Raw genomic sequence first — 22,332 nt, forward strand, 5'->3', positions numbered from 1 at the left:
CCGCATCCATATTATATTTTAATTTACATATTTTGTCAATCATAAATTGTATTTTTCTTCCAATTCTTTCAAGCTGCTGACCGGACTTTCGCATCGCTGCCCTCTGCAAAGGTAATAGGAAGCCTCTTTTTCCGGGATTGGGTATTGGCTTAGAAACGGGGCGATTATGAGCATTTTTTCCCGGTTTTCTTCTGTAACCTGCAGAATCTTCACGTTATAGTTTTGAAAGCTTTGTGGAGGAAGCGCCGCCTGCGAAGTACAGATCAACTGGCTGGAGCTCTGTTCTTCTTCCATTTGCCAAAGAAAGAAGCTGAGCGCCGCAGGATGTCCTGCCGCTTTTGCCCTCATAAAATCCCATTGTTTTTCCCGCGCCTGCCGCCAGCTGTCCTCACCGGTATAAAAAGCCAGCTGGTCCATTACCAGGGCAGCAACAGAATTTCCCGACGGCATCGCACCGTCATATGCCTCTTTGGGGCGGATAATCAGCTGTTCGCTATCTTTACCGTACAGGTAGCAGCCGCCATTTTCCCAATCAAAGAACTGCTCCGTCATTCGCTTTCCAATCTGTATGGCACGTTCCAAATAGTCGGCTTCCAGGGTGCTCCGATAGCACTCCAGCAGGCCCCAGGCTAAAAATGCATAGTCATCCAGTGTTCCTGCATGGGCGGCTTCTCCCTGGCGCCATCTTGCTTTTAAATATCCGTCCTGCTGCAGATTGTTCCAGATAAAACGTGCTCCCGCCTCTGCCAGCTCAAGGTACTGAGACTCATTCATCAATCTCGACGCTCTGCACAGCGCTGCGATCATCAAGCCGTTCCAACCCGTCAGCACTTTATCGTCCTTGTGCAGCCAGGTCCTCTTTTTCCGATATTCCAACAGTTTTTCCACCTGGTCTTTGGACGGCATCTGCTCATATTGGGCATCTTTAATCCGGTTGGGAATGCTTTTTCCCTCAAAATTACCGGCGGCCGTGATGTCGAATTGCCGGCAGAATGCGCCGCCATCCTCTTCGCCCAGCACTTGGATGATTTCGCCGGGAGTAAAAAGGTAGTATTTTCCCTCTTCACCTTCGCTGTCCGCGTCTTGTCCGCAATAAAAACCGCCTTCTTCATCCGTCAGCTCCCGCTCGATATATTGAACTGTCCGCTGGACGATCTCCTTATACAGTTGGTTTTCGGTCTTTTCATAACCTTTAGCATATGCCAGAATCAGCAGCGCATTGTCGTAGAGCATTTTTTCAAAATGGGGCGCCAGCCACCGTTCATCGGTTGAATAGCGGCTGAATCCGCCGCCGATGTGGTCGAACAGACCACCCCGATACATCTGGATCAGCGTCTTTTGGGCCATACCCAATTCTTCGCTTCCCCCTGTTTCCATTAGAAACAAAAGATTATGAGGCGAAGGGAATTTCGGCATGGGGCCAAATCCGCCCCATCGTGCATCAAAGGTCTGCTTGTAGTAGTCCCGGGCTTTTTCCATCAAGTCCTCGTCGTCTGCGCCTCCTGCTGCGGTCTCTTGTGCATGTTCTTTTATGAAGTTGGTTATTTTATGCCCTTCCAAGATCAGCTTGCTTTTGTTCTCCTGCCAGGTTTCCTGGATAAAGGTAAGCAGCTCGATCAGACCGGCCTGGCCGCGTTTTCCCCGTTTGGGGAAATACGTTCCTGCGAAGAACGGTTCTTTTTTTGGCGTCATGATAATGGTCAGGGGCCAGCCGCCGGATCCGGTCAGAGCCTGGCAGACGGCCATATATACCGCATCCACGTCCGGGCGCTCCTCCCGGTCCACTTTTATGGAAACGAAGCCGCCGTTGAGAAGTTGGGCGACCTCCTGGTCTTCAAAGGATTCGTGGGCCATCACGTGGCACCAGTGACAGGTCGAATAGCCGATGGAAAGGAAGATCGGCTTGTCTTCTTGTTCTGCTTTTTGGAAGGCCTCTTCGCCCCACGGGTACCAGTTCACCGGGTTGTTTGCATGTTGGTGAAGATACGGGGACTTTTCGTTTATAAGTTTATTTTCCATGATGGGTACCACCTTTTTTGACATTTTGTATTAGTGTTTCCGAAGATGGTTTATTGATACCCGGTTTTGGGAGAATTAAAAATAGAGCCTGAAAGGCAAGCTCTATTTTTGAACTTCTTGTATTTTATTCTTTATTCAACTGATCTTCAAAGATTAAAGAAATCACTGATAGATGTATAAAAGATTACCATATACTTTTGGGTTTATTTGTAGTTTAATCATTTTTTAGCCTCTGCCATCTTTGCTTTTAATGTTTTCCTTCACTGTTTTAATGCGTTTCGCGATCATATTCATCGGCGATAAACTCTGCGCTCTCAGCCCACAAAAGGGATTCCATCTTTTTCAATGCGGCATATGTCTTTGATCCTAAAAAATCCTGATACATATCATCAAATTCTCTCCCTTCCCTTTCGGAAAGGATGCGAACAACATGCTCAATTTTCATGAGCACATCCAATGTGATATCTTGCCCTCGATAAATATATTTACCTTTCAATGGAGCGCCTCCCTTCCAACGTGAGATACGCAAGTGCACTTTCCGTATGAATGGAAACTTGATCATTTGCCTTGAAAAACTTTAATTGCTCTAAAGCCATATCCACAGTATAGATACCCTCAGTGCAATCGTTCTCATGGTGTTATCATTTGCAACAGGGCCGCAAACAATATCATACTCGTGTTGAACATTACCTTCCATTCGGTTTGCTTTTACCATGTTCAGCCACTCTTCACAGAGTCCCTGGTATATTTTTACTTTTAGATCATCTGGCATCTCTAAGGTAAATTCTTAAATATACTGGCCTTCACCACCATAGCGGATATACATATTCTCTGCCCAATGTTCCGCCTGTTCTTGTAGTGTTGTCATATAAAATCCCCGCCCGAAATCTCGTTTGTCCCGTGATTTTGAAAGATCAACAACATCGAATTTTTGATTCGATCCGTGATATAATGTCAGTTTCTTCATCATTTGTTCCTCTTTATCACATCTTCGGCAAAAAAACGCTTTCATCCAAATCCTGTGTATGGAGGACTTCATATTGAGAGCGCAGCAAATGCAAAAGATTAAATTTATGAAAGATTTCGAAGACGGTCTTTTCGTCCATACTGTGCTTACGAGCATAGCCCTCTACCGCAGCCACGACGATTAAATTTTCGTCCATTATGTTTTTAAACATCGCTGTTCTCCTTTCTTGATTCAAATATAGTATATCACAAATAATTCGTTTCGTTTAACTAAAAACACCATGCTTCTCAAACCATTTTTTAAGGACTAACGCATCAAGTTTTTTGTGTTGCAATATTTTTCTAATAGAGAACAATCGTGTTTACATCCATTTTTAGGAAATTTGCTGTCAAGAAAATCAAAGAGCGGAATATGCTGAAATTCATTTCGTTCATCATAATTTGTTTCATTCTATTCCCTCCAATTATTTTCACATTCAGTATTAATAGCTTTCTTACCATTCTATCCCAACCACCACGGCCGCAGATTCCCGGAAAACTTCTGTAAAAATCTTCATTCTTTACGCAAAGTTGTGGGATTGCGGGGCCTCTGATCGAGAAAAGGCGCGGATGGTTGCTGAAAGCTCATTTCAAGAGGCTGCGGCCGTTGAAAACTGCGTAAATTTTGGATGATTTTTTTGCTTTTTTCCCGAAGAGCTTCTGTGAGGGCCACACCAGATCAAGAAAAGGCGCCCCGCTCCAGTCGCGCTAAACCGCCCCGCCCGGGAGTCATCTCAGCCGCAGCCCCTCCCAGGACTGTAAACGAAAAGAAACCCAGCAAACCAGCCAGGTTTCTTCCCTAACCGTAATTATGTTTTATAGAGGCTTCACTTCCGTTTCCAGAGTGATGTCCAAGGCTTTCGCATAGTCCAGATACAGGTCGCATTCCTCATAGGTCAGCATATCGGAGGAAATGAGCCCGGTCTGGGTGTAGTCATCGTTTACAAACATCTTTGTAAAAAGGGAGCCGCACTGTCCGGTCAAATACATTTCGCCTGTGATGCCGGCTCTTTCAAAGGATTCCACACAGCCCGGAGCGTACAAGTAAGTTTCAACCATAACCTTCTTGCCGTCCTTGGTTCCGGTGGCTTCGATTACGAACGCGCCCTCATCCTTTACAAGGCCCTCGTCCAGGATTTCCTTGATTTCTTCCTTAAACTTTGGCGCAGGCGGCAAGTGGGATACAATGACATCAAATGGCACGAAGGTATGGCCCTTGTAAGTCTCTTCTTCTCTGGAAAGCAGGCCCGCCCGGTAGAGCGGAGTGGAAAAGTTGATTCCTACGCCGCCGTACTTAAAGTTAATATTCTTTGCTCCCTTGAAGTGGGTATCTTTGTTCAGTCCCATGTAAACCGTTTCGTCATGGGCGTGTTCCACCAGGGTCACCGGCGCGGCGCAGCCCTTGAAGTGTCTTGTTACCGGCAGGCTATGGGGCTCTGTTTCCACCAGAACGCCGTCTTTGAGGGCAAAAGTCGGGTCGATCATATCGGAAAGAGCCGTAAAGGGCGACCACCAGAATGGCAGGAAACGCTTGGCCTCCACGCCTTCGTAAACCATCATGAGAATGTCATCGCAAGTGTCCAGGTATCTCATGCAGCTTTTCGTCGCTACGCACATCATTCCGGGTGCGGAGCCGGTACCGATAATCGCCATCTTGCCGATCTCCGCGAAACGCTTTCCATAATCTTCATACATGATTTCTACGCATTTCGGCCACCAGGTATCCAAAACATCGGTGGCCGCAAAGTCCTGGTAGTTGGCTTTCACAGCGATTGCCGCCTCCAAAACATTTGGTGCAAAGGCGATGGGCAGCGCGTTTACGATCAGGTCCACGCCATCCGCCGCTTTGATGATGCTGTCGACGTCATTGGCATCCACGATCATGCCTTTTGCTTTGTTTAAAATTTTCACCAATTCGTCAACTGCTTTTTTGTCGTAGTCCGCACAGATGATTTCGCTTACATTGGGTTCCTCGTCCATTCTCTGCGCTACGGTCGAGCCTTGCGCTCCTGTTCCTAATACTAAAATCTTTTTCATGTTTATTCACTCCTTTTATTTCACCATATATGCATCATATACAATCGTCCATTCATCCTTGCACCCAAGCACCCCAAAACAGCAGGCGCCATTTATCCAGTCATATCTTTCGTCCCCGGTTTCAAACAGCAGATGCTGTCTAAAATAGTAGTCCGCCGGGTCCACATATTCGCCCCGCTCCATGGCTTCATCCTGTTCCGGTTTGATTACTGCTCTGCCAATGGTTGTCAGCGAAATCAGCGCGCCATCGTCCGTCTTCAGAAGATATCGCGTATCCACGCAATTCAAATAGTTTGGGTACATCAGGTTCCAGTCCGCACCGAAATTCAGCACTTCTCCCGTTATCTTACCTTCAAATCTTCCGCCGGCGATCGGGCAGATCACCAGATCTCCCCGCCCCACATCCCCGATTTCATATAGATTCTGATGCAGATCCACTTCAATATAAAACAGATGCTCCAGCTCCGCTTTGGGCAGTTTCATTCTATTTTTCATACCATCTTTCCTTTCTATTATATAAGCTTATATACATCCAGACAAATATTTCCGTCATCCGTGATAGCAGAAATGCCGACAGCGACAATCTCGTTCATCCAGCGATATGGATCGGCCCCTGTTGTAAAGCTGATGCTCTGCCTGAAATAGTAATCCTCTTCCGCTAAAAGCCCTTCATCTGATTTCTGCATGTCCTCCAGACTCATAATCAGCCGTCCCCTGCAATGAACAGAAATATATGCTCCGTCATCCGTTTTAAGGAGGTATTTGGTGTCCAGGTTGTTTACCGTATCGTCATAAAGCAGGCCCCAGTCGCCGCCGAAACTCATAATTTCTCCATGGATGCTCCCTTCAAAGCTGCCGCCAGTGACCGCTACAATCTCCTGATAGCCTCCGCCAATGTTTCCAAGGGGATACACATCGCCAAGCAGCACTTCGGCCCGAAACAGCTTTTCAAATTTGGGAGCAGGCAAAGGATACTTTTTCATTTCCATAGCTATAACTCCCCCCTGACCACATTTCCTTCAAAGATAACAACCTCAGCCTTTATGTTATGTATGTCCTCTGCGGGTGTCTCAAATAGATTGCCCGATAGAATACATAGATTCGCCATTTTACCCATTTCCAGACTTCCCGTTTTATCCGCGATACCCATTCCCTTTGCATTATTTATGGTATAACCTTTCAGCAGGTCTTCCAGCGACAGACACTCATCGGCCGGCTCTCTGACCGGACTCTCCGGGCCCACCTCTTTTCTCGTATGACCTACTTGAATTCCCACAAGCGGCTCTGCTTCAGGAAGACTTTCCTCATCGACCACATCTGCCGAAAAGTTTACAGTTGCCCCTGATTTTATCACTTCATTAAAGGAATACATGCTATTGTATCGTCTTCCGCCAAGATATTTTTTTGCACCGTCTCCAAAGGCTCCGCCTGCCCAGATTGGTGTGAAATTAATATATACGCCCAGCTTTGCGGCACGTTTTCTGTCGTCAGGATGTATGAGCTCGCAATGGAGCAAGGTTACGCGGATCGTAAAATCCCTGCCTTTTTTTCGTTCCTGCTCCTGCGCGCGTTCTACTGCATTAAGGGCTGTTCGGAAAGAGCGGTCGCCGACCAGATGGATCTGGATACTCAGGCTTTCTTGGTTCAGCCGCTCAAATACCTGGGTAAGTTCCTCCTCCGACATATTGATCTTGCCAAAATTATTGGGGTCATTGACAAAAGGCTCTAGCACAGCCCCTGTCCCCAATTCATTGGTTCCGTCCAGGAAATACTTGATACTGTCGACCCGAATCAAATCATCGTTATACTTGGCCGCCCATTCCTTGGCCGTTTTGATCGTTTCTTCAAGATCCGAAAAACTGGCCATCAATGGCATCGTATGGTAATAATGATTCAGCCTGCCCTGATTCTCAAGAGCCTTAACGCCTGCAAAGACATCCTCTGAATCAGAAAACCCGTCATGGAGCCCGCAGATGCCATAGTCTGTCATTTTTTCAAACACCCTGCTCAAGATTTCCGGGTCTGATTCTGACGGCGGGTACCAATTGAGTTTTTCAAACATTTTTTCAATGTCATGTCGGAACTCAAATGCGCGCTCCTGAATGATGCCGTTTGGGATATTTCCTTCAAACCTTTCATAATTGCAGGATGTGGAAGGGTCGTATTCCACCGTCTCATCCACTTCCATCAGCTCCAGCATCTTGCTGTTCACCAGGCACCGGTGAAAATTCATATCGCAGAGCAGCACAGGCCGGTCTGAAATATACTGATCCATAAAATACCGGTCCGCATAACTTACATCCATGAGATAGGTCGGGCAGGAATAGGCATATATGTACGGCGCCTCCTCTTTTGGATGTTCCAATGCGTATTCCTTAACGACTTCCATGACCGCATCGATGGAGCCGTATTCCTTCTTTTCCAGCAGAAGGCACCATAGGGTTTTCGCTGTGGCGGCCACATGGGTATGGCTGTCAAGAAATGCAGGAATCATCATCTTCCCTTGCGCATCCACTTCAGCGAAATCTTCATCGGCATTGAGGTCCTCATAAGCTCCCACATATTCGATGCGCTTATCCTTGATCGCAATGCAATCCGCCCATGGATGTTTTTCATCTGCTGTCCATATCCTGGAATTTTTTATTATGTATTTCTTCATTTTGCTTTCTCCCAAATGATTTACAGAATTTCACCTTTCAAAATACGATGGGTGATTTTCGTGAATTCAAGTTCCATTTCGTCTGTTTTCTCCAAATCGCAATAGCTTTCAACCTTTCATCGGACCACTGGGAAGACCCTCTGTAATCCTGCTGCAATCCGTGAACCCTTAAAATCTCTTTTTCAAAGGGTTCATTCATATAAAACCCAAACAGGCCGTCGTCGCAAAAGAACTTGATGGTTTCAATTTTAAAGTCATCGCCCACATCATATTTGCCTTTTTCCGCGATCATCCGGTCAAACTGGCTGTCATCTTTTCCCGGATCTGCCAGCCATGCGGTCCGCACCCTTATTTTCAATTCCCCTGCTTTTGCAAGCTGTTGATAGGCAGCCATGGCATTTTTACTGGCATATGCGTCGAAGATCCCCATGATTCCGTTGGGCAGCGCATGCTGGTCCTGGAAGGCCAGCAGACCTTCCTTGTATTCTTCAACAGAGAAGTCCGCCAGCTCCAAATGGTCAAACACAATGTTTATGGCCTGCATTTCCCGAAAAAGTCCGGTGGGGTTCCCGTCCGAATCCCGTTTCATGCCGCCGGAAGGATCTTCCGTATCCTTTGTTATTCCAGCCCTTTCCAGCACTTTACTATTGACCAGCAGATAATGATGGTCATAGGACCTCATGGTTAACGGCCTATCTTCGCATATTTTATCAAGATCTTTGCAGGTCGGCTCGCCTTCCGGGTCCTGCTGAAACTCCGCAGGGTTCCAGCCAACGATCCGGATGATCGGGGCGTCCGGTTTCGAGTCGCAATACGCCTTGATTTCCGTCACCATTCGATCAATGTATTCCTGCCTGCCTTCCCCTTCATGTCTTTCAAAACCATACATCAGTTTTGTTTTAAAGAGTTCCGTACAGGAGGACGCATGCAGATGAGCGTCGATAAATACGGGGATCACGCTGTTTCTCTCTGCGTCAAGGATCGTTGCGCCCTTATCTTCATAATACTTCATGTCTTTTTCAGTGCCGACTTTGATGATTTTCCCCTCACCGATCGCAATGCAATCGGCTTTTTCCGCGGAAAACACCCTGCCGTTTTTTATAATAATATCTGCTTTCATTTTCCTGATCTCTTTCTCCAGTTATTCTGCTGCATACTTGTTCATTTTCGAGGTTGCCGCAGCTCTCATGATTGCCGCGATCAGCAATACCGCCGCCATGATCAGCCATGGGATTTTATAGCCGCCTGTTGCGTCAAACAGCAATCCCACAACTGTTGCGCCGAAGATTCCGCCCACGGCGATCAGCATATTCATGTAGCTGATAAATTTTTGGATTGCTTTTTCTCCGCATATGTAGGCGATAATCAGAGGTGAAACCGTATTGACCGCAGGCACGCCAAAGGCGTAAAGAAGAATCGCAGGATACATCAGGCCCGGGATGGTTCCCACCATGGCATAGCCCAATACGCCGACGGCGAACAAAAAAGGCATGTTGCTACGGCGCCGAACTGAACGCCAAACCGGTCCGTTGCCCAGCCGATGATGATGTTGGTGCCGATGAGGGCAATGGAAATTAGTGATGAAATAAAGGTCGCGATTGCCGGAGACTGTCCTGACATTATGAGGGTCGGGATACCGTGCTGCAGCATGGAGCTGGATGCTAATGTAACGAATAAACATGAAAGGAGCGCAATCCATACAGCGGATTTTTTAAGCCCTTCTCTTGCGGTGTATCCGGCAGTCGCATCCGGGTCCACCGGTCCTGCCTCAACCGCCTCCTCTTCATCTCCCATTCTTGCTACGCCTTTATCGGCCGGGCTCCAGACTGCCAGCTTTGCCATCAGAGGCAGGCAGATCAGCACGCCGACCGCACAGAAAACATATCCGCCTCTCCAGCCGTTTCCTAAGATCACATAGTTTAAAAGATTAATAACCGGCATACCGATCAAGGAAACCCCTGCAATATAAAAGCTCATTGCTTTTCCTCTTACCTTTGGCCCAAACCAATTACTGACTAAAATCGTGCAAGGTGTCATGGTGCATGCGCCGAAGCAAACTCCCATTGGGATGGAAAATAAATAGAAGTGCCAGATCTGCGTGCTGAAGGCGAACCCCACAAAGGACAAAGCACCCAAGGCTCCTGTTATGAGCATGATCTTTTTCATGTTTCCTTTGTTCAGCTTTCTGGATATAAAATACAGTGTAATAATATTGGCGATCGATAAAATGGAAATGTAGAAGGAAAATGCCCCCACAGGGATTCCCAGCTCCGTCGTAACCGGCAATAGAAATACGCCCGATGTGGAAATAATTCCGTTATAAATTAGAGTTCCGACGATTGCAGACATGATGAGAATATACCAGCCAAAGTATACTTTCCCGTTCTCATCCCTCAGCTTCATTTTGTTGTTCATCTTGTTACCTCCTTAATTTTCGAGCAGCTTTGCTTTGTATTATTATCCTACTATTCTGACTTTAAGGTAACAACCGGCATTTCTTGTTACAATTCAATAATTTTATATAAGATTTGACGGCATTTAACTTTTTTTATATACTAACAGTATACTGATAGGAGGGCGCTATGCGTAAAATCAACAAAATTTTGGACTTAAAACAACAATTGCCTGATTACAGGAACGGTTCGGTGGTTTCCATCGACATCTGCAAAATCAGGCATACTTCCGTACACTACCACGCCGATGCTGTTGAGCTTGTTTACTGTCTTGACGGCCAAGTCGATATCCATTGCAACCATGAATTTATCACGCTCAAAAAGGGCCAAATGTTCACCATTGATTTTGAAGATGTCCATTGCCTCTATTCCAGCTGCGATAATTTAATTGTTATGCTTCATATCAATCTGAAAAAAGTTTACATTCCCTGGTCCTACCTCCAGTTTGTTTATTTCGCATGTGAGGACAGCACTTGCAAGCCCTACCAGCAGGCTCCGCTGCAGCAAATTAAAAATCTTATTTTGTCAATCGCTTATCTGCACAGCAAAAAGGGCGCTCTCTCGGAAAAAGAATGCGCCGCTGCTGCCAATAAAATCATATCGATTCTTTTGAATTATTTTGATTGGTTCAATTACATTAACATCTATCCCAACAGCAATGACGAAATAAGGGAACGGTTTCAGGCGATTTCCTCTTATTGTCAAACCAATTTCAGACGTAAAGTGACGATTTCCGAACTGGCGAAAACCGTGCATATCAATGAAAACTATCTCTCCCAATTCATAAAAAAATCACCGTATGGCAGCTTCAGTAATATGATTGGCTACATGCGTTGTTTCGCCGCCCAGTCTCTGCTTTTAACTACGGATCTGTCCGTGATCGACATATCCAACCGCTGCGGCTTTTCAGACGACAAATATTTTTACAAACATTTTAAGCTGGCCTGGGGCCAGACGCCCAGCCAGTACCGTAAGTGGTTTCAGAACTATATTAAAGTCAAGGATGAAATCATCGCCATATCCAAGGAAGAGGCACATAGAATCATTGAGCCTTATGCTGCGGAGTATTTTTCGAAGCTTATGCTGGAAGTGGGAGCATAGCAAGCGCACGGATTCCATCGTGTCAACGCGCCAGTGTCAGAAAAATAGGTTGTTGAATGCTCTGCAGATACCTCATTTCTTTTGTGCAGGAATGTGCAGCCTCTTATCCAATTGTACCGCAAATATACACGCAACAACCGAGGCGCACAAATCCGCAAGAGGCTGGGCCCATATGAGCCCCTGGATCCCCAAAAGAAGCGGCAATGCAATAATCAGAGGGAAGAAAAAGATTCCCTGCCTGCCCAGACTGAGAATACTGCCTGCCAAACTCTTACCGGCAGAAAGATACAAGGATGCATATACCATTTGCAGCCCAAATGTGATAAACAGAGCCCCATTCGCCCGCAAAGCCTGTATTCCCAGATCGATCATCGCCGGATCACTTCCGAAAAAACGGATGATTGGCTCAGCAAAAAAGATACAAACCATCGCCTGGATCACGCAAAAGCAAGTCGCACCCCACAGACAAAGCCGGGTTGCATTCTTTAATCGTTCGTACTGCTTGGCTCCGTAGTTGAATCCAGCAAAAGGTTGATACCCTTTCATAAAACCGAAGACCACATAGCTTCCGACAGTCATGGTTCTGGTAACCGCTCCCATCGCTGCCACCGCATAGTCCCCATAGCTTTTCGCAGCGATATTGGTCAAGCCTAAAGATGCACTCGTAAAGAGCTGATAGGCCAGCACCGGCACCCCAATTTTGAGAATCTGGCTGTAAATGTCTTTCCTAGGTGAAAACAGCATTAAAGAAATTTGCAGTACACCTTTTCCTTTTGCTAAAAAACTGATGTAAAACGCTGCATTGAAACACAAAGACAAAATCGTGGCAATTGCAGCTCCTTCAATTCCCAAATGCAAACCGTAGATGAAAATCGGATCCAGTATGACATTGGCCAGGCTGCCGCTGGCCATAGCGATCATTGTATATTTTGCAGCGCCTTGGGCAGTCAATAAGTTGTTCATCGTGACAGTAAAAATATTTAAAATCGAACCTGTGACATAAATCTTTGCATATGCATGTGCATACGGAAGAATCGTACCAGTAGCCCCCAGTCCTGTCAGTACCGGATCCAAAAACAGCAAAATCAGGATAATGAAAATACCGCCGAAAAGCAGGCCAGACAGCAATGCTGTTGATGCTGTTTTTCCCGCCTGCACATAATCCCGACTTCCCAAAAGCCTGGATATATAGGAGGAAGCTCCAGCTCCAAACATCATTCCCAGTCCGATGATAAGCTGGACAATGGGAAAAACAACTGAAACGGCACCCATTTGCGCAATACCCAGTCCGGCCACAAAGTATGCGTCTATCGCATTGTAAAGTGCCGATATCAGCATACCCGTCATGGTTGGTATTCCCAGTTTCAATAGTGCTTTCGGCACACGCTCGGTCTTTAGAACACTTACTTTTTCTTCATTTCTTGTCACCATAAAATTTCCTCCTGTTTACTGTAGAATTATCCTTTAATGGAAAGTTCTCCGCATTTAATATTAAACGATTGTTCAATATTGTTCAATAAAAAAAGGCACCTGCCTAGATGCCGATTCCTTGTAAGTATGCGGTTATTAATTTATTCAAAAGTTTCATTGCCCATTCTTCTCCTTTGTAATGGTACATAATCTGCAAAAGTCCGTCCACAAAATTACTGGCGATAATATGTATATACACTGGGTCATAATCCGAAATCTGCTCCTTATGCAAATTGAGATGGTTTTCGATCTCCTCGATCAGACGTTCTTTTTCCTCTTCATACTTGGTATTCCTGCATTTGTCCATCATAATGATAAATGCCTGTCTATCATGCAACAGCGTCTGAAGGCAGTTCCGTTCTTCTCTGCTGAGCCAGTCAGCTCCTCCGCCCTCATGATACTGATTCCCTGAAGTGAGGACCTTTTTCCAGTCGTAGATAACCGGCTGCAAAACCGCTTGGAGAAGCGCATCTTTACTGGAATAGTAAGAATAGATCAAACCAGCTGGAATGTTTGCTTTTTCAGCAATCTTACGCATCGTTGCCTTAGAAAATCCTTTTTCGTAAAACTCTTCCTCCGCCGCCTTTCGAATTTTTTCCCTTATCTCATCTTTCAGTACCTGTGGCATATATTCCGCCTTTCAATATTGAACTCATGTTTAATATTATATCCTTTTCGCTTTCTTGTCAATACCCCCGTTTGACATTCGCCCCCCGAATACTCCATAGCTGCCCCCAGCACAACCCGCAACCGCCAGCCAGTACCGAGATAGCCTAGCCGTCCATCGCCCACTCAAATCCTGCGTTTTGGCTATAATGCTCTAATATGACTTGTCCGTCTTTGCGAACCTCATAGAAAACGGCGCAGGAAGGGCTTTCGTGGATGATACGACCCATGCTCCCCCCCTGGGGCGCCTTCAACGGATGGGCGGCTTCCTCGATCAGACGAACCGCCAGCTGCAATCCGCCCTGGGATATCTGAATTTCTTCCTTGGTCACTTTTATCAGCTTTACTCCCAGATAAGTTGCAAGCCGGTATTCCTTCCCATTGAGATAGATAAAACCAACGCAGCCCGTAAATGATCGCCCGGCAAACGGGATCTTCGCAATGGAAAGCATGATGCTCCCTGTTTCCCAATAGCATTGGGTCCAAAGATATTCGGAGGGAAAGGAGCTTCCACGATCCCCCTCAATATAACCCAGGCCCTGCTGAAAACGATATCGTTTTCCATCAATGGAAAGTTGGCCGCTGACCTTATGGTGGAGACTGATTACCTTATGGCGGCATTCCATGAAGGGTACTAAGGCAAAGGGTCCCATGATATCGTACCTTGGCTTTTTTCTTTCTTCAAAGTTCAAAATGCCAGTTACAGAATGCTCACCGACTTTGGCATCTAAACGACAGCCCGATTTGGAGAATCTACACATGCCGATCTCAACCAGAAAACGGCTCTGCGCTGCGTGAAAGTCCTGGTTGCTGAACTCCAGTCCAAACGAAGCCTCCTGAGTGATGATCTGCATAGAGGCCCACCGGTTCCCCGCTTCATCGATATGAAACGAGGGGATAAACGCTGCGGTACCGTCTTCTCCAGTTTGCTTGAAATACCATCCTTCAAAATAAGCGCTTCGCTTTCCGGTTCCATGAAAGTGACTCATCGCTTCTCTCCTTTTTGTATCAAGCGGGTTTGAGCCGGTCCGGCAAGCAGCTTTCCGTCTTTATCGAAGCGGGAGCCGTGGCATTGGCATTCCCACGTCTTTTCAAAAGGATTCCAGTCGAGACGGCATCCCAAATGAGGGCATTTGGGAGATGCTCCCGCCCAGGCCATAAAGAGGTTCTTGCTGGTGATGGCCCCATCCCGGAGCATAGAAAAGGGCTCCTTGGACCATTTGAATCTGCGCGGGCTGAAGATGCTTTCTTTCTCATCCTGCTGGTCCAAAATTTCTTCTGTCAGAAGCCTGGCTGCTGCCATTGAATGGGTCATTCCCCATTTATTAAATCCCGTTGCCACATACCAGCCGGGCGTGCGGCGGGAAAACCTGCCGATAAAGGGAACCTGGTCGGCTGTCATACAGTCCTGAGCTGACCAACATGCTGCTGGCCGGCAGCCAGGCCAAAATTCTTTTGATGCGGCTAGCAGCTTCTCATACGGATCCTCCTCAGGCATGTCCCCAGTTCTATGATTGCCGCCGCCGATGATCAGGCGATCCTGCTCACTGCGGAAGGACCAGCCTGCGTCTTGATCGATTCCATAATACATTCCTTCCAGGGGTTGGGCGTTTTCCAGGGCCGCCGCGTAGCTTCGCTCTTGATGCATGCGCATGAAATAGTATCCCGGCCGATTGATAAAGGGGTAATGGGATGCAAATACAATCGTCTGCGCCAGCACGCCGCCCCTGGGAGTAAAAATCCGGTTTCCTTCCACTTTCAGGACCGGCGTCCGCTCGTAAATCTCCAGGCCCCGGCTGACAGCAGTAAGAAATTTGAGCGGATGAAACTGGGCTTGATCAGAAAACTCCAATGCTCCTGCAATCTCAATGGGCAGTTCTGTGTCGCCTTTGACTTTGCAACTAATACCCAGGGACCTGGCGGCTCTTTCCTCCTGACGCAAAATTTCCCGCTGTTTTATCGTATACAAAAACGAAGGCAATCGTTTAAAATCGCAATCGATCTTTTCTTTTTGTACAATCTGCTCATAATCCTCGATCGCCTGCTGATTGCGGCGCGCGTATTCACCCGCCCCATCTTTTCCGAACCAGGATAATAATTTGTGATACACGGCTCCATGCTGGATGGTAATTTTAGCGGTTGTGTTTTCCGTCTGTCCGCTTCCAATTCGGTCCGCCTCCAGGACCGCCACATCCATGCCTCTGCTTTGAAGAAAGTAGGCGGTCAGGATTCCGGCCAAACCGCCTCCGATGACCACGGCTTCCCGCTTCATAGTCCGTGACAGCCGAGGATATTCGATTGGTTTCATTTGTTCCTGCCAAATTGATTTTCCCTTATTCATAATTCCACCTCAGCCTTAGTATGAACAAAAGACCCATGAATCATCCTTACCAGTGAGGATTCCTTTAACTGCAAGCAAAAGGCCGGCCTTTTTTGCAAAAGAAAACAGCGCCCCGTTGAAGCGCTGTCTGTATGTTTTTTTATTGCAAAAACGTGCCTATCACTGTAAATACCCAGATATGGAGCGGGTAATAGACGTAGAACATCCACTTGGAAAATCCGTTTCTCGGACCCGGTCTGCCGTTATACAGCAGGATAAAGGGAATCACGCTCACCATCGCCCAGTCGCAGTTTACTGCAAAGAACAGCTCCCACTCGATCTCGCCGGAGGAATTGTAAGTAAGGCTGGTAAAAGCAAGGACTGCGCCAATGGCAATCAATATCAGGCACAGTAGCCATCTCTTTTTGTAAAGAAAATAGCTGGCCGCAATGACCGGAATAATATAAAACCCGCCTTCTGTATACATCATGGCCATGACACAGATAATCGCTCCCGCTGTAAATGCCACCAGCTTGCTCTGTATGGTTTCAGCCTGCTTTCGCGACCATTCAAAGACCCACATGGCCCCAAATCCGGCAGCCAAGGTCAGGAACATACTATGGCCGATTGGAGCATCATTACCTGTCAGATACGCCACAAGCTTGTTTCCGCCCCACATGATAATTCCTGCCGCAGCCAGACGGATAAAATATTTGGTCCGGTCCGAAGTGTGGAAAAAGCCTTGCACCAGCAAATAGGCGAACAGGGCTCCCACAAATCTGGAAAAAATATGGTAGTATGGAAACGGCTCCTGGTTCAAGAGGATGTCCACATTATCCAAAGTCATAAAAAGCAGTGCGATAAATTTCAGTTGAAATGAATTCAATCCTATTTTTTGCATGTCCAAACATTCCTTTCCAGTCTTTCATCTATATTGATTATATCCTATCATACATTTATTAACATTGCAGGATATAAATATTAATTTTTTATGATTTTCCTATGAGCGTCCGATGTTGGACATGCTGATTTTGAGCTCCGAAAGCTTCAAAAGAACAAACACCGCAGCGTTTATTCCCATTTGAAAAACAGGATCGAGATTCCGCCGCAAATGAGCAGGCAGGCGAGTATAATGAACGCTGGCAGCCATACGGATTCTACCGGCAACCCGAGAGACGAGGTCTTGAGCAGCTTAATGCCTTGTGTCAAAGGCATAAGATCGGCAACTTTTTGTAATACAGAGGGCATCACCTCATAAGGCAGGGTAGCCCCTGAAAAAATGATCATCGGAAAATAGAGAATACTGGCCGCAGCACCGGCAATTTTTCCGTTGGGAGATAGGCCGCCAACCAGCATGCCGATACTGAACATTGATAACATGACCAGAAAATATGCGCATAGAAACAGCCCCGCAGACCCCGTAAACCTATATCCAAAGAACCAGGATGCTGTTACGAAAATCAAGAGCAGGGACAACAGCGAGTAGAGCACATATACGGCTGCCTGAACAGCCAGCAGCAATGCAGGACTTGTCGGTGTCACTTTAAAACGTTTGAGAATTTTTTGCTGTCGATACTCAGATACAACCAGGGGGAGCCCCATAACGCCTCCGGCACATATGGCAATGGAGGACAATGCTCCGAAGGATTGCTGCAAAAACGTGTATTCTGCACCTGCAGCTGCCGGCTCCTCTCCATAAATCATTCCCAGAATAACGGTAACAACCAATGGCATAATCAGAGCAAAAATAATCATATCCATTCCCCGGATTGATAGTTTCAGCTCTGTTTTGAGCATGGTAAGGAATTTATTCATCATCGGCCTCCTCTCCGCTAAACCATAGATAGGCATCTTCAAACTTGGAACAGGCGCTCTGCTCCATCGCTTCTCGTACTGTACCGGTAAAAATCAGCTTTCCTGCTTTCAGTATTCCGATTCTGTCGCAAAGCACCTCGACTTCATCCATATAATGAGAAGTCAAAAATATGGTTAGCCCCTGCGCTTTCAATTCCAGCAGGCTTTTCCACACGCTGCGCCGTGCTTTAGGATCCAGGCCGGTCGTCAGCTCATCTAAAAAGACGACTTTCGGGTCCGGTATCAATGCCAAAACAATAAACAGTTTTTGTTTCTGCCCCCCTGACAATTCGCTGATAAAGGCACCTTTCTTTTCTATCAAGCCAAACCGATCCAGCAGCTGCACATAGTCTGCAGGTGTTTTGTAAAGGCAGGCTGTTTCTTCGCACAGCTCTTTGACCTTGATTTTATCCGGGTAATTAGCCTCCTGAAACTGAACGCCCACTTGCTCAAAAAGTTGTTTACGTTTTTTTTGCGGGCCAACCCCCAGGATGCGCACAATGCCGCTGTCAGCGCCTCTCGTTCCCAGGACGCACTCGATGGTGGTACTCTTCCCTGCCCCATTGGCCCCCAAAAGCCCATATACTTCACCTGCCGCAACCGATATGCTGAGATGATCGATTACGTTCTTTCCGGCGTAGGATTTGCTCAGGCCGGAAATTTGGATTGTTTGATCCATGTCTTTATACCTCCTTATGTTGATGTGTATAAAGACTAGCATGTTCCGTCGCTCTGGTGGGTAAGTGTAGGCTTATTGCTGGTCATCCTCTTCAATTTTTTAATTTGTTGGGCTGCAAACAGCGCATTGTCTTTCGCCTCTTTTAATGAAGTCAGCAGCCGATCACAGGCGGTGATAATGTCGTCATCTAATTCCGGCGTATCGATGATTTCCAGAATATTCGCCTTTGGATCGCTTGACAATGCCCGCAGCATTCTCAATATTGCAGCGAGGGAATAGTTTGCGCATCGCAGTGAGCGGATGATCATAAGCCCCTGCAAATCCGCTTCTGTATAAACCCGATACCCATTCTGACGGCGTTTTATGGTAAAAAGGCCATTCAATTCCCAGTTTCGAAGTGTATCGATAGACACCTCCAGAAAATCGGCTGCTTCTTTTCGCGAATAGGTTTTATCCTCTATTTCACAATTTCCTTCAATGCCTGAAAGTATCTTTCTGGCAATTTTGATTGCTTCATTTGCCTTCTCTTCCTCTGCATTTACCCGTTCAACATATTGCCCGATCAGATCCTCAGCTTTATCATAATCTCCCGCAGCTGAAGTCTTAACGATGCATACAGCCAGCTTACGAAGTCCGTTTTGCAGGATTTCGGTTTGCAAGACCTTACGAGCCAGCCGAAATTGTTCAATATGCAGATCGGTAAAAATTCTGTAGCCATTTTCCTGACGCTCGGGTTTTGGGATTAGGCCGCATTCCTCATAAAGCCGGACCGTATTTACATGAATCCCGATCATTTTTGCCACTTCATTGGTTCTAAATGTGTTCATTTCTTGCACCTCCTTCCCGATTATGACAGATTCTCAAACCCTGGTGTTAAAATGTAGGGTTTGCTTTTTTTCTATGAAAAAACCCCGAAAGATTCAATCTTCCAGGGCTTGTATTTGGATGCATCAACTAGTGCTGGCCTTCTCCATAGCGGAGGTTAAGCTGCGTATACGTTGATCGCTCTTACTTTCTGACTGTTCTTCGGATCCGCTTCTGTATCGAAGGTTACGTTCTGTCCGTCAGCAAGGGTCTTATATCCCTCTCCCTGAATCGCAGAAAAATGAACAAAAACTTCTTCCTTTGTATCATCATTCGTAATAAATCCAAATCCCTTATCAGCATTAAACCATTTTACTGTACCATTATTCATTGTGGCACCTCCATTTTTTATTATACCCCAACTGTTAGACAAAAAAACACATGCTTTTGTAAATCATCGAATGAACCAGTGACTTACAAAAACATGTGAGACAATGCGACATTTAGAATATGTATTTAATATACCATGGAAGCTGGCGATTGTCAAGGGTATTTTAAATATAATGAAAAACCCGCGCTTTGGCGGGTTTTCAACATGGAGCGGATGAAGGGAATCGAACCCTCGTCGCCAGCTTGGGAAGCTGGAGTTCTACCATTGAACCACATCCGCAAAATTGTATTTCTTTCATAAACTGTTATTTATTATAACCAATATTTATCGGATAGTCAAATAGGCTTTTTAGAAAAAGCTCGTCTTCTATAAAAAATTTTCTGACTCTAGCCTCTATTCGACAGCTGCGGCAAAATCTTGGGAGTTCTTGGCTTTTTTCCGTTTATTTGCGGATTTATATTCGAAATGAACAAAATCAGGACGAATGTCCATATAAAAACGCCCTGTTTTTCATGTATTCAACCTTAATCTCAATTAGTTTGTTGTAAATCAGCAATTCATAGTCATAAGTTTGCACTAACTAAAACTAAAAAATTTACAAATCAGCTTCCACCCTCTGAAAATGGGTCAAAAAAGCAAATTTTATATGGACATTACCAGAAAAACACCGAGTTTCGAATATAAAAGGGACAAATTTACATTTTCTGCGCGCACTCATCCCCGAAAAACGCAACCGATATGAAACAAATCTCTTTATTTTTCCATTGCTGCCTTGACCATTCCCGGAATCTTTCTGCAGGCAGCTTCTGATACAGATGCTATCGATACGCGCAGACCTTTTGCCAAAGGAACAATGAAAAGTCCTTGGTTTTCCAATTGCTTGCTGACTTCATCCGGACGATCACAAGGAATTGATACGAAGAAGCCTGCATCAAAAGGAACAATCTCTAAGTCTGCTTTTTTTGCTTCCTCTTCAAAAGCACGCCCTCTCTTAATGAGCATCTCACGATAGCCAGCGCGCTCCTGGTCAACTTTTTTCAAGAGTTCAGGATCGCCATAGATTTTCGACAAAATCACCTGAGCCAGTTTGGCGCTGTTGGACCAGGAACCTCTTGATGAAAACTCGCATACGCGTTTGAACTCAGCCGCAATAGCTTCGGTCTGCGCCATACAGATCATTGCTCCGCATCTGGTGCCATAAAGCGTGTATGTTTTGGATAAACTATAAGCGATGATGGGAAGAACATTCTCAGGTACAGCTTCCAGCCTAGGCAGAAATCTCCTGTACTCTTCTTCATCTCCTGCAAAATCAATATAAGCCACATCCACCAAAAGCACGATGCTTTCCGCCTTTACAGCCGCCGACTTGATCGAATCCATCACTCGGTCCCAATCTTCCAGTGTCAGTGAATAGCCGGTGGGATTGTGAGCCGGCGTGTTTAAAATAATTACTAAGCTTCCCTGCGCCTCAGACAGTTCTTCAACCTTTTCAGCAAAAGCAGCTCCATTAAATCTGCCCTGTTCGTCAAACATCCGGTAAGTGTCAATGGTCCGGCCCATTTCGCCGGCGATCGTATTATAGGGAGCCCAATGCCAATCAGATGTCAAAATCTTGTCGCCCGGCTCCGAGTAATTGGCGATGGCATTTCGAATTGCGCCTGTGCCTCCAGGCGTTGAAACCGCCTCGGTAAAACGTTTTGGCTGAAAGCTTCCAAAAGCTGCTTTTTTTACGGCCTCGCGAAACTGTGGAATACCGCCGATGGGTGCATAATCGGCAAAGTCAACAGGTTCAAGCTCCTTTACCGCTTCTGCCACTGAAGATAGCACAACCAGATTGCCGTCGTCATCCAGCAGCGAGCCAATCGTAGCATTGATTACCTGACCGGCGCCCTTTTCCGCAATCATATTCTTCGCCCGACTGCTGATACCAAATATTTTATCCTCTAAAGGGATTTTTCTTCCGTTTTGTTTTGCTAAAATATAATCTGACATATTTCACCTCATTACCTCATCAAACACTACAGCAGCACACCGCCGTATAAATCCATGCGAACATTATAATACCCGAGCTATGTCGAGTCGTATTTCAATGTTCGCCTCCTTTCGGCAACGCCGTATAAATCCATGCGAACATTATACCACAAGTCATATGAATTACAAGCAATTGACAGTATGAAAATTTTCAACTATGGCGATAATAAAGAATATTGGAGGTGAAACTTTATGCGAGAAAAGAAAAAGAAAAAAGATCGGGCAGCACTGGCGTTGGTCCTGTGTTTCTGTGTCGTAGCGCTTACCTCAGTATTTGCAGTTAAATCCAATTTGGATAAATTGAATACCGAAGACAAGAATATGGAAATTTCCAAAAATACGAAAACGGAAACGGAAGGTACACAGGCGGCTGCGCAGACCCCGGTAGTGGACAGCAAGAATTCGGAAAAAAAAGCTGAGAAAAAAGCATCCGCCGATTACATCGCACCCTTAAATGGAAAGATACAAATGGAGTATTCCATGGATATGCCCATCTATTCAAAGACTCTGGACCAGTATATGACCCATCCGGGCATCGATATCGCCGCTGCTCTTAGTACGAAAGTCAAAGCCATCGCAGGCGGCACGGTTACAAAAGTTGCTGAAGATGATCGCTATGGTATGACAGTGGAAATTACGCATGGTAATGGCATTGTATCCATTTATTCCAATCTTGCGGAGAAGGGGCTTACTGAGGAAGGCAATGTAGTAAAGCAAGGAGATGTCATCGGGATTGTAGGGGAAACTGCTCTATTCGAGACGTTGGAGGAATCACATCTGCATCTGGAAATGACTAGAGATAGCGCTTATGTCGACCCAACCGATTATATTAAAGGCTTATAA

Annotated in this window: 22 protein-coding genes, 1 tRNA gene and 1 pseudogene; 2 read left to right on the forward strand and 22 right to left on the reverse strand. The window is 46.0% G+C overall.

From position 1 onward, the window contains the following. Positions 1–39: 39 nt before the first annotated feature. The 11 genes and pseudogenes from NIA71_RS10565 to NIA71_RS10615 all read right to left on the reverse strand — a co-directional run bounded on the left by NIA71_RS10565 (position 40) and on the right by NIA71_RS10615 (position 10,135). The gene (locus tag NIA71_RS10565) at positions 40–2,019 is read right to left on the reverse strand and encodes a thioredoxin domain-containing protein (protein ID WP_253020357.1); all 1,980 of its coding nucleotides are present in this window, start codon (positions 2,017–2,019) and stop codon (positions 40–42) included. Positions 2,020–2,287: 268 nt separating this feature from the next. After that, on the reverse strand, positions 2,288–2,515 hold the full coding sequence (locus NIA71_RS10570; RefSeq protein ID WP_148396165.1) for a hypothetical protein: 228 nt from the start codon (positions 2,513–2,515) through the stop codon (positions 2,288–2,290). A 90-nt stretch (positions 2,516–2,605) separates the two neighbouring features. Then, positions 2,606–3,058, reverse strand: a pseudogene (locus NIA71_RS10575) (DUF3990 domain-containing protein). Further along, positions 3,003–3,197: a DUF3791 domain-containing protein gene (locus NIA71_RS10580; protein ID WP_253020358.1), complete on the reverse strand. Its 195-nt coding sequence runs from the start codon at positions 3,195–3,197 to the stop codon at positions 3,003–3,005. Before NIA71_RS10580 ends, NIA71_RS10575 begins: the two are co-directional and overlap by 56 nt. 643 nt (positions 3,198–3,840) lie before the next feature. Beyond that, the gene (locus tag NIA71_RS10585) at positions 3,841–5,061 is read right to left on the reverse strand and encodes a saccharopine dehydrogenase family protein (protein WP_227755593.1); all 1,221 of its coding nucleotides are present in this window, start codon (positions 5,059–5,061) and stop codon (positions 3,841–3,843) included. Between the two features lie 15 nt (positions 5,062–5,076). Next, entirely contained in the window at positions 5,077–5,556 is a 480-nt protein-coding gene (locus NIA71_RS10590) for a DUF3237 domain-containing protein (protein WP_253020359.1), read from the reverse strand. A 17-nt stretch (positions 5,557–5,573) separates the two neighbouring features. Next, positions 5,574–6,050, reverse strand: coding sequence for a DUF3237 domain-containing protein (locus NIA71_RS10595; protein ID WP_253020360.1), 477 nt, complete (start codon positions 6,048–6,050; stop codon positions 5,574–5,576). Between the two features lie 2 nt (positions 6,051–6,052). Then, on the reverse strand, positions 6,053–7,720 hold the full coding sequence (locus tag NIA71_RS10600) for an amidohydrolase (RefSeq protein ID WP_253020361.1): 1,668 nt from the start codon (positions 7,718–7,720) through the stop codon (positions 6,053–6,055). A gap of 37 nt (positions 7,721–7,757) precedes the next feature. Next, positions 7,758–8,840, reverse strand: coding sequence for an amidohydrolase family protein (locus NIA71_RS10605; protein ID WP_253020362.1), 1,083 nt, complete (start codon positions 8,838–8,840; stop codon positions 7,758–7,760). Between the two features lie 21 nt (positions 8,841–8,861). Further along, a complete protein-coding gene (locus NIA71_RS10610; protein ID WP_253020363.1) occupies positions 8,862–9,212 on the reverse strand; it encodes a hypothetical protein in 351 nt (116 codons plus the stop codon). Then, entirely contained in the window at positions 9,149–10,135 is a 987-nt protein-coding gene (locus tag NIA71_RS10615) for an MFS transporter (RefSeq protein ID WP_253020364.1), read from the reverse strand. Before NIA71_RS10615 ends, NIA71_RS10610 begins: the two co-directional genes overlap by 64 nt. Before the next feature lie 167 nt (positions 10,136–10,302). Between NIA71_RS10615 and NIA71_RS10620 the strand changes: the two genes are divergently transcribed. Continuing rightward, positions 10,303–11,274: an AraC family transcriptional regulator gene (locus NIA71_RS10620; RefSeq protein ID WP_253020365.1), complete on the forward strand. Its 972-nt coding sequence runs from the start codon at positions 10,303–10,305 to the stop codon at positions 11,272–11,274. 72 nt (positions 11,275–11,346) lie between these two features. On the opposite strand, the gene NIA71_RS10625 is transcribed toward NIA71_RS10620, so the two are convergent. The 11 genes from NIA71_RS10625 to NIA71_RS10675 form a co-directional block, all read right to left on the reverse strand. Beyond that, a complete protein-coding gene (locus NIA71_RS10625; protein ID WP_253020366.1) occupies positions 11,347–12,705 on the reverse strand; it encodes an MATE family efflux transporter in 1,359 nt (452 codons plus the stop codon). A 103-nt stretch (positions 12,706–12,808) separates the two neighbouring features. Then, positions 12,809–13,372 (reverse strand): TetR/AcrR family transcriptional regulator, encoded by a 564-nt coding sequence (locus NIA71_RS10630; protein WP_148396155.1) that lies wholly within the window; start codon positions 13,370–13,372, stop codon positions 12,809–12,811. Positions 13,373–13,517: 145 nt separating this feature from the next. Beyond that, on the reverse strand, positions 13,518–14,399 hold the full coding sequence (locus NIA71_RS10635) for a tocopherol cyclase family protein (RefSeq protein ID WP_253020367.1): 882 nt from the start codon (positions 14,397–14,399) through the stop codon (positions 13,518–13,520). Continuing rightward, positions 14,396–15,751 (reverse strand): FAD-dependent oxidoreductase, encoded by a 1,356-nt coding sequence (locus tag NIA71_RS10640; protein ID WP_253020368.1) that lies wholly within the window; start codon positions 15,749–15,751, stop codon positions 14,396–14,398. Before NIA71_RS10640 ends, NIA71_RS10635 begins: the two co-directional genes overlap by 4 nt. A 139-nt stretch (positions 15,752–15,890) precedes the next feature. Further along, the gene (locus NIA71_RS10645; protein WP_253020369.1) at positions 15,891–16,631 is read right to left on the reverse strand and encodes a TraX family protein; all 741 of its coding nucleotides are present in this window, start codon (positions 16,629–16,631) and stop codon (positions 15,891–15,893) included. 170 nt (positions 16,632–16,801) lie between these two features. Continuing rightward, positions 16,802–17,545, reverse strand: coding sequence for an ABC transporter permease (locus tag NIA71_RS10650; protein WP_253021300.1), 744 nt, complete (start codon positions 17,543–17,545; stop codon positions 16,802–16,804). After that, on the reverse strand, positions 17,538–18,263 hold the full coding sequence (locus NIA71_RS10655; RefSeq protein ID WP_253020370.1) for an ABC transporter ATP-binding protein: 726 nt from the start codon (positions 18,261–18,263) through the stop codon (positions 17,538–17,540). Before NIA71_RS10655 ends, NIA71_RS10650 begins: the two co-directional genes overlap by 8 nt. Positions 18,264–18,298: 35 nt before the next feature. After that, positions 18,299–19,090 carry a MerR family transcriptional regulator gene (locus tag NIA71_RS10660; protein WP_253020371.1) on the reverse strand — a complete coding sequence of 264 codons (792 nt, stop codon included), beginning with the start codon at positions 19,088–19,090 and terminating at the stop codon, positions 18,299–18,301. Between the two features lie 155 nt (positions 19,091–19,245). Beyond that, a complete protein-coding gene (locus NIA71_RS10665; RefSeq protein ID WP_148396148.1) occupies positions 19,246–19,458 on the reverse strand; it encodes a cold-shock protein in 213 nt (70 codons plus the stop codon). A 205-nt stretch (positions 19,459–19,663) separates the two neighbouring features. Beyond that, a tRNA-Gly gene (locus NIA71_RS10670) sits at positions 19,664–19,737 on the reverse strand. A gap of 474 nt (positions 19,738–20,211) precedes the next feature. Further along, complete coding sequence (locus NIA71_RS10675) at positions 20,212–21,450, reverse strand: pyridoxal phosphate-dependent aminotransferase (protein WP_253020372.1); 1,239 nt, start codon at positions 21,448–21,450, stop codon at positions 20,212–20,214. Between the two features lie 231 nt (positions 21,451–21,681). Between NIA71_RS10675 and NIA71_RS10680 the strand changes: the two genes are divergently transcribed. After that, on the forward strand, positions 21,682–22,332 hold the full coding sequence (locus NIA71_RS10680; protein ID WP_253020373.1) for a M23 family metallopeptidase: 651 nt from the start codon (positions 21,682–21,684) through the stop codon (positions 22,330–22,332).

It is taken from the genome of Ihubacter massiliensis (assembly GCF_024125305.1).
Taxonomy (GTDB): Bacteria; Bacillota; Clostridia; order Peptostreptococcales; family Anaerovoracaceae; genus Hominibacterium; species Hominibacterium faecale.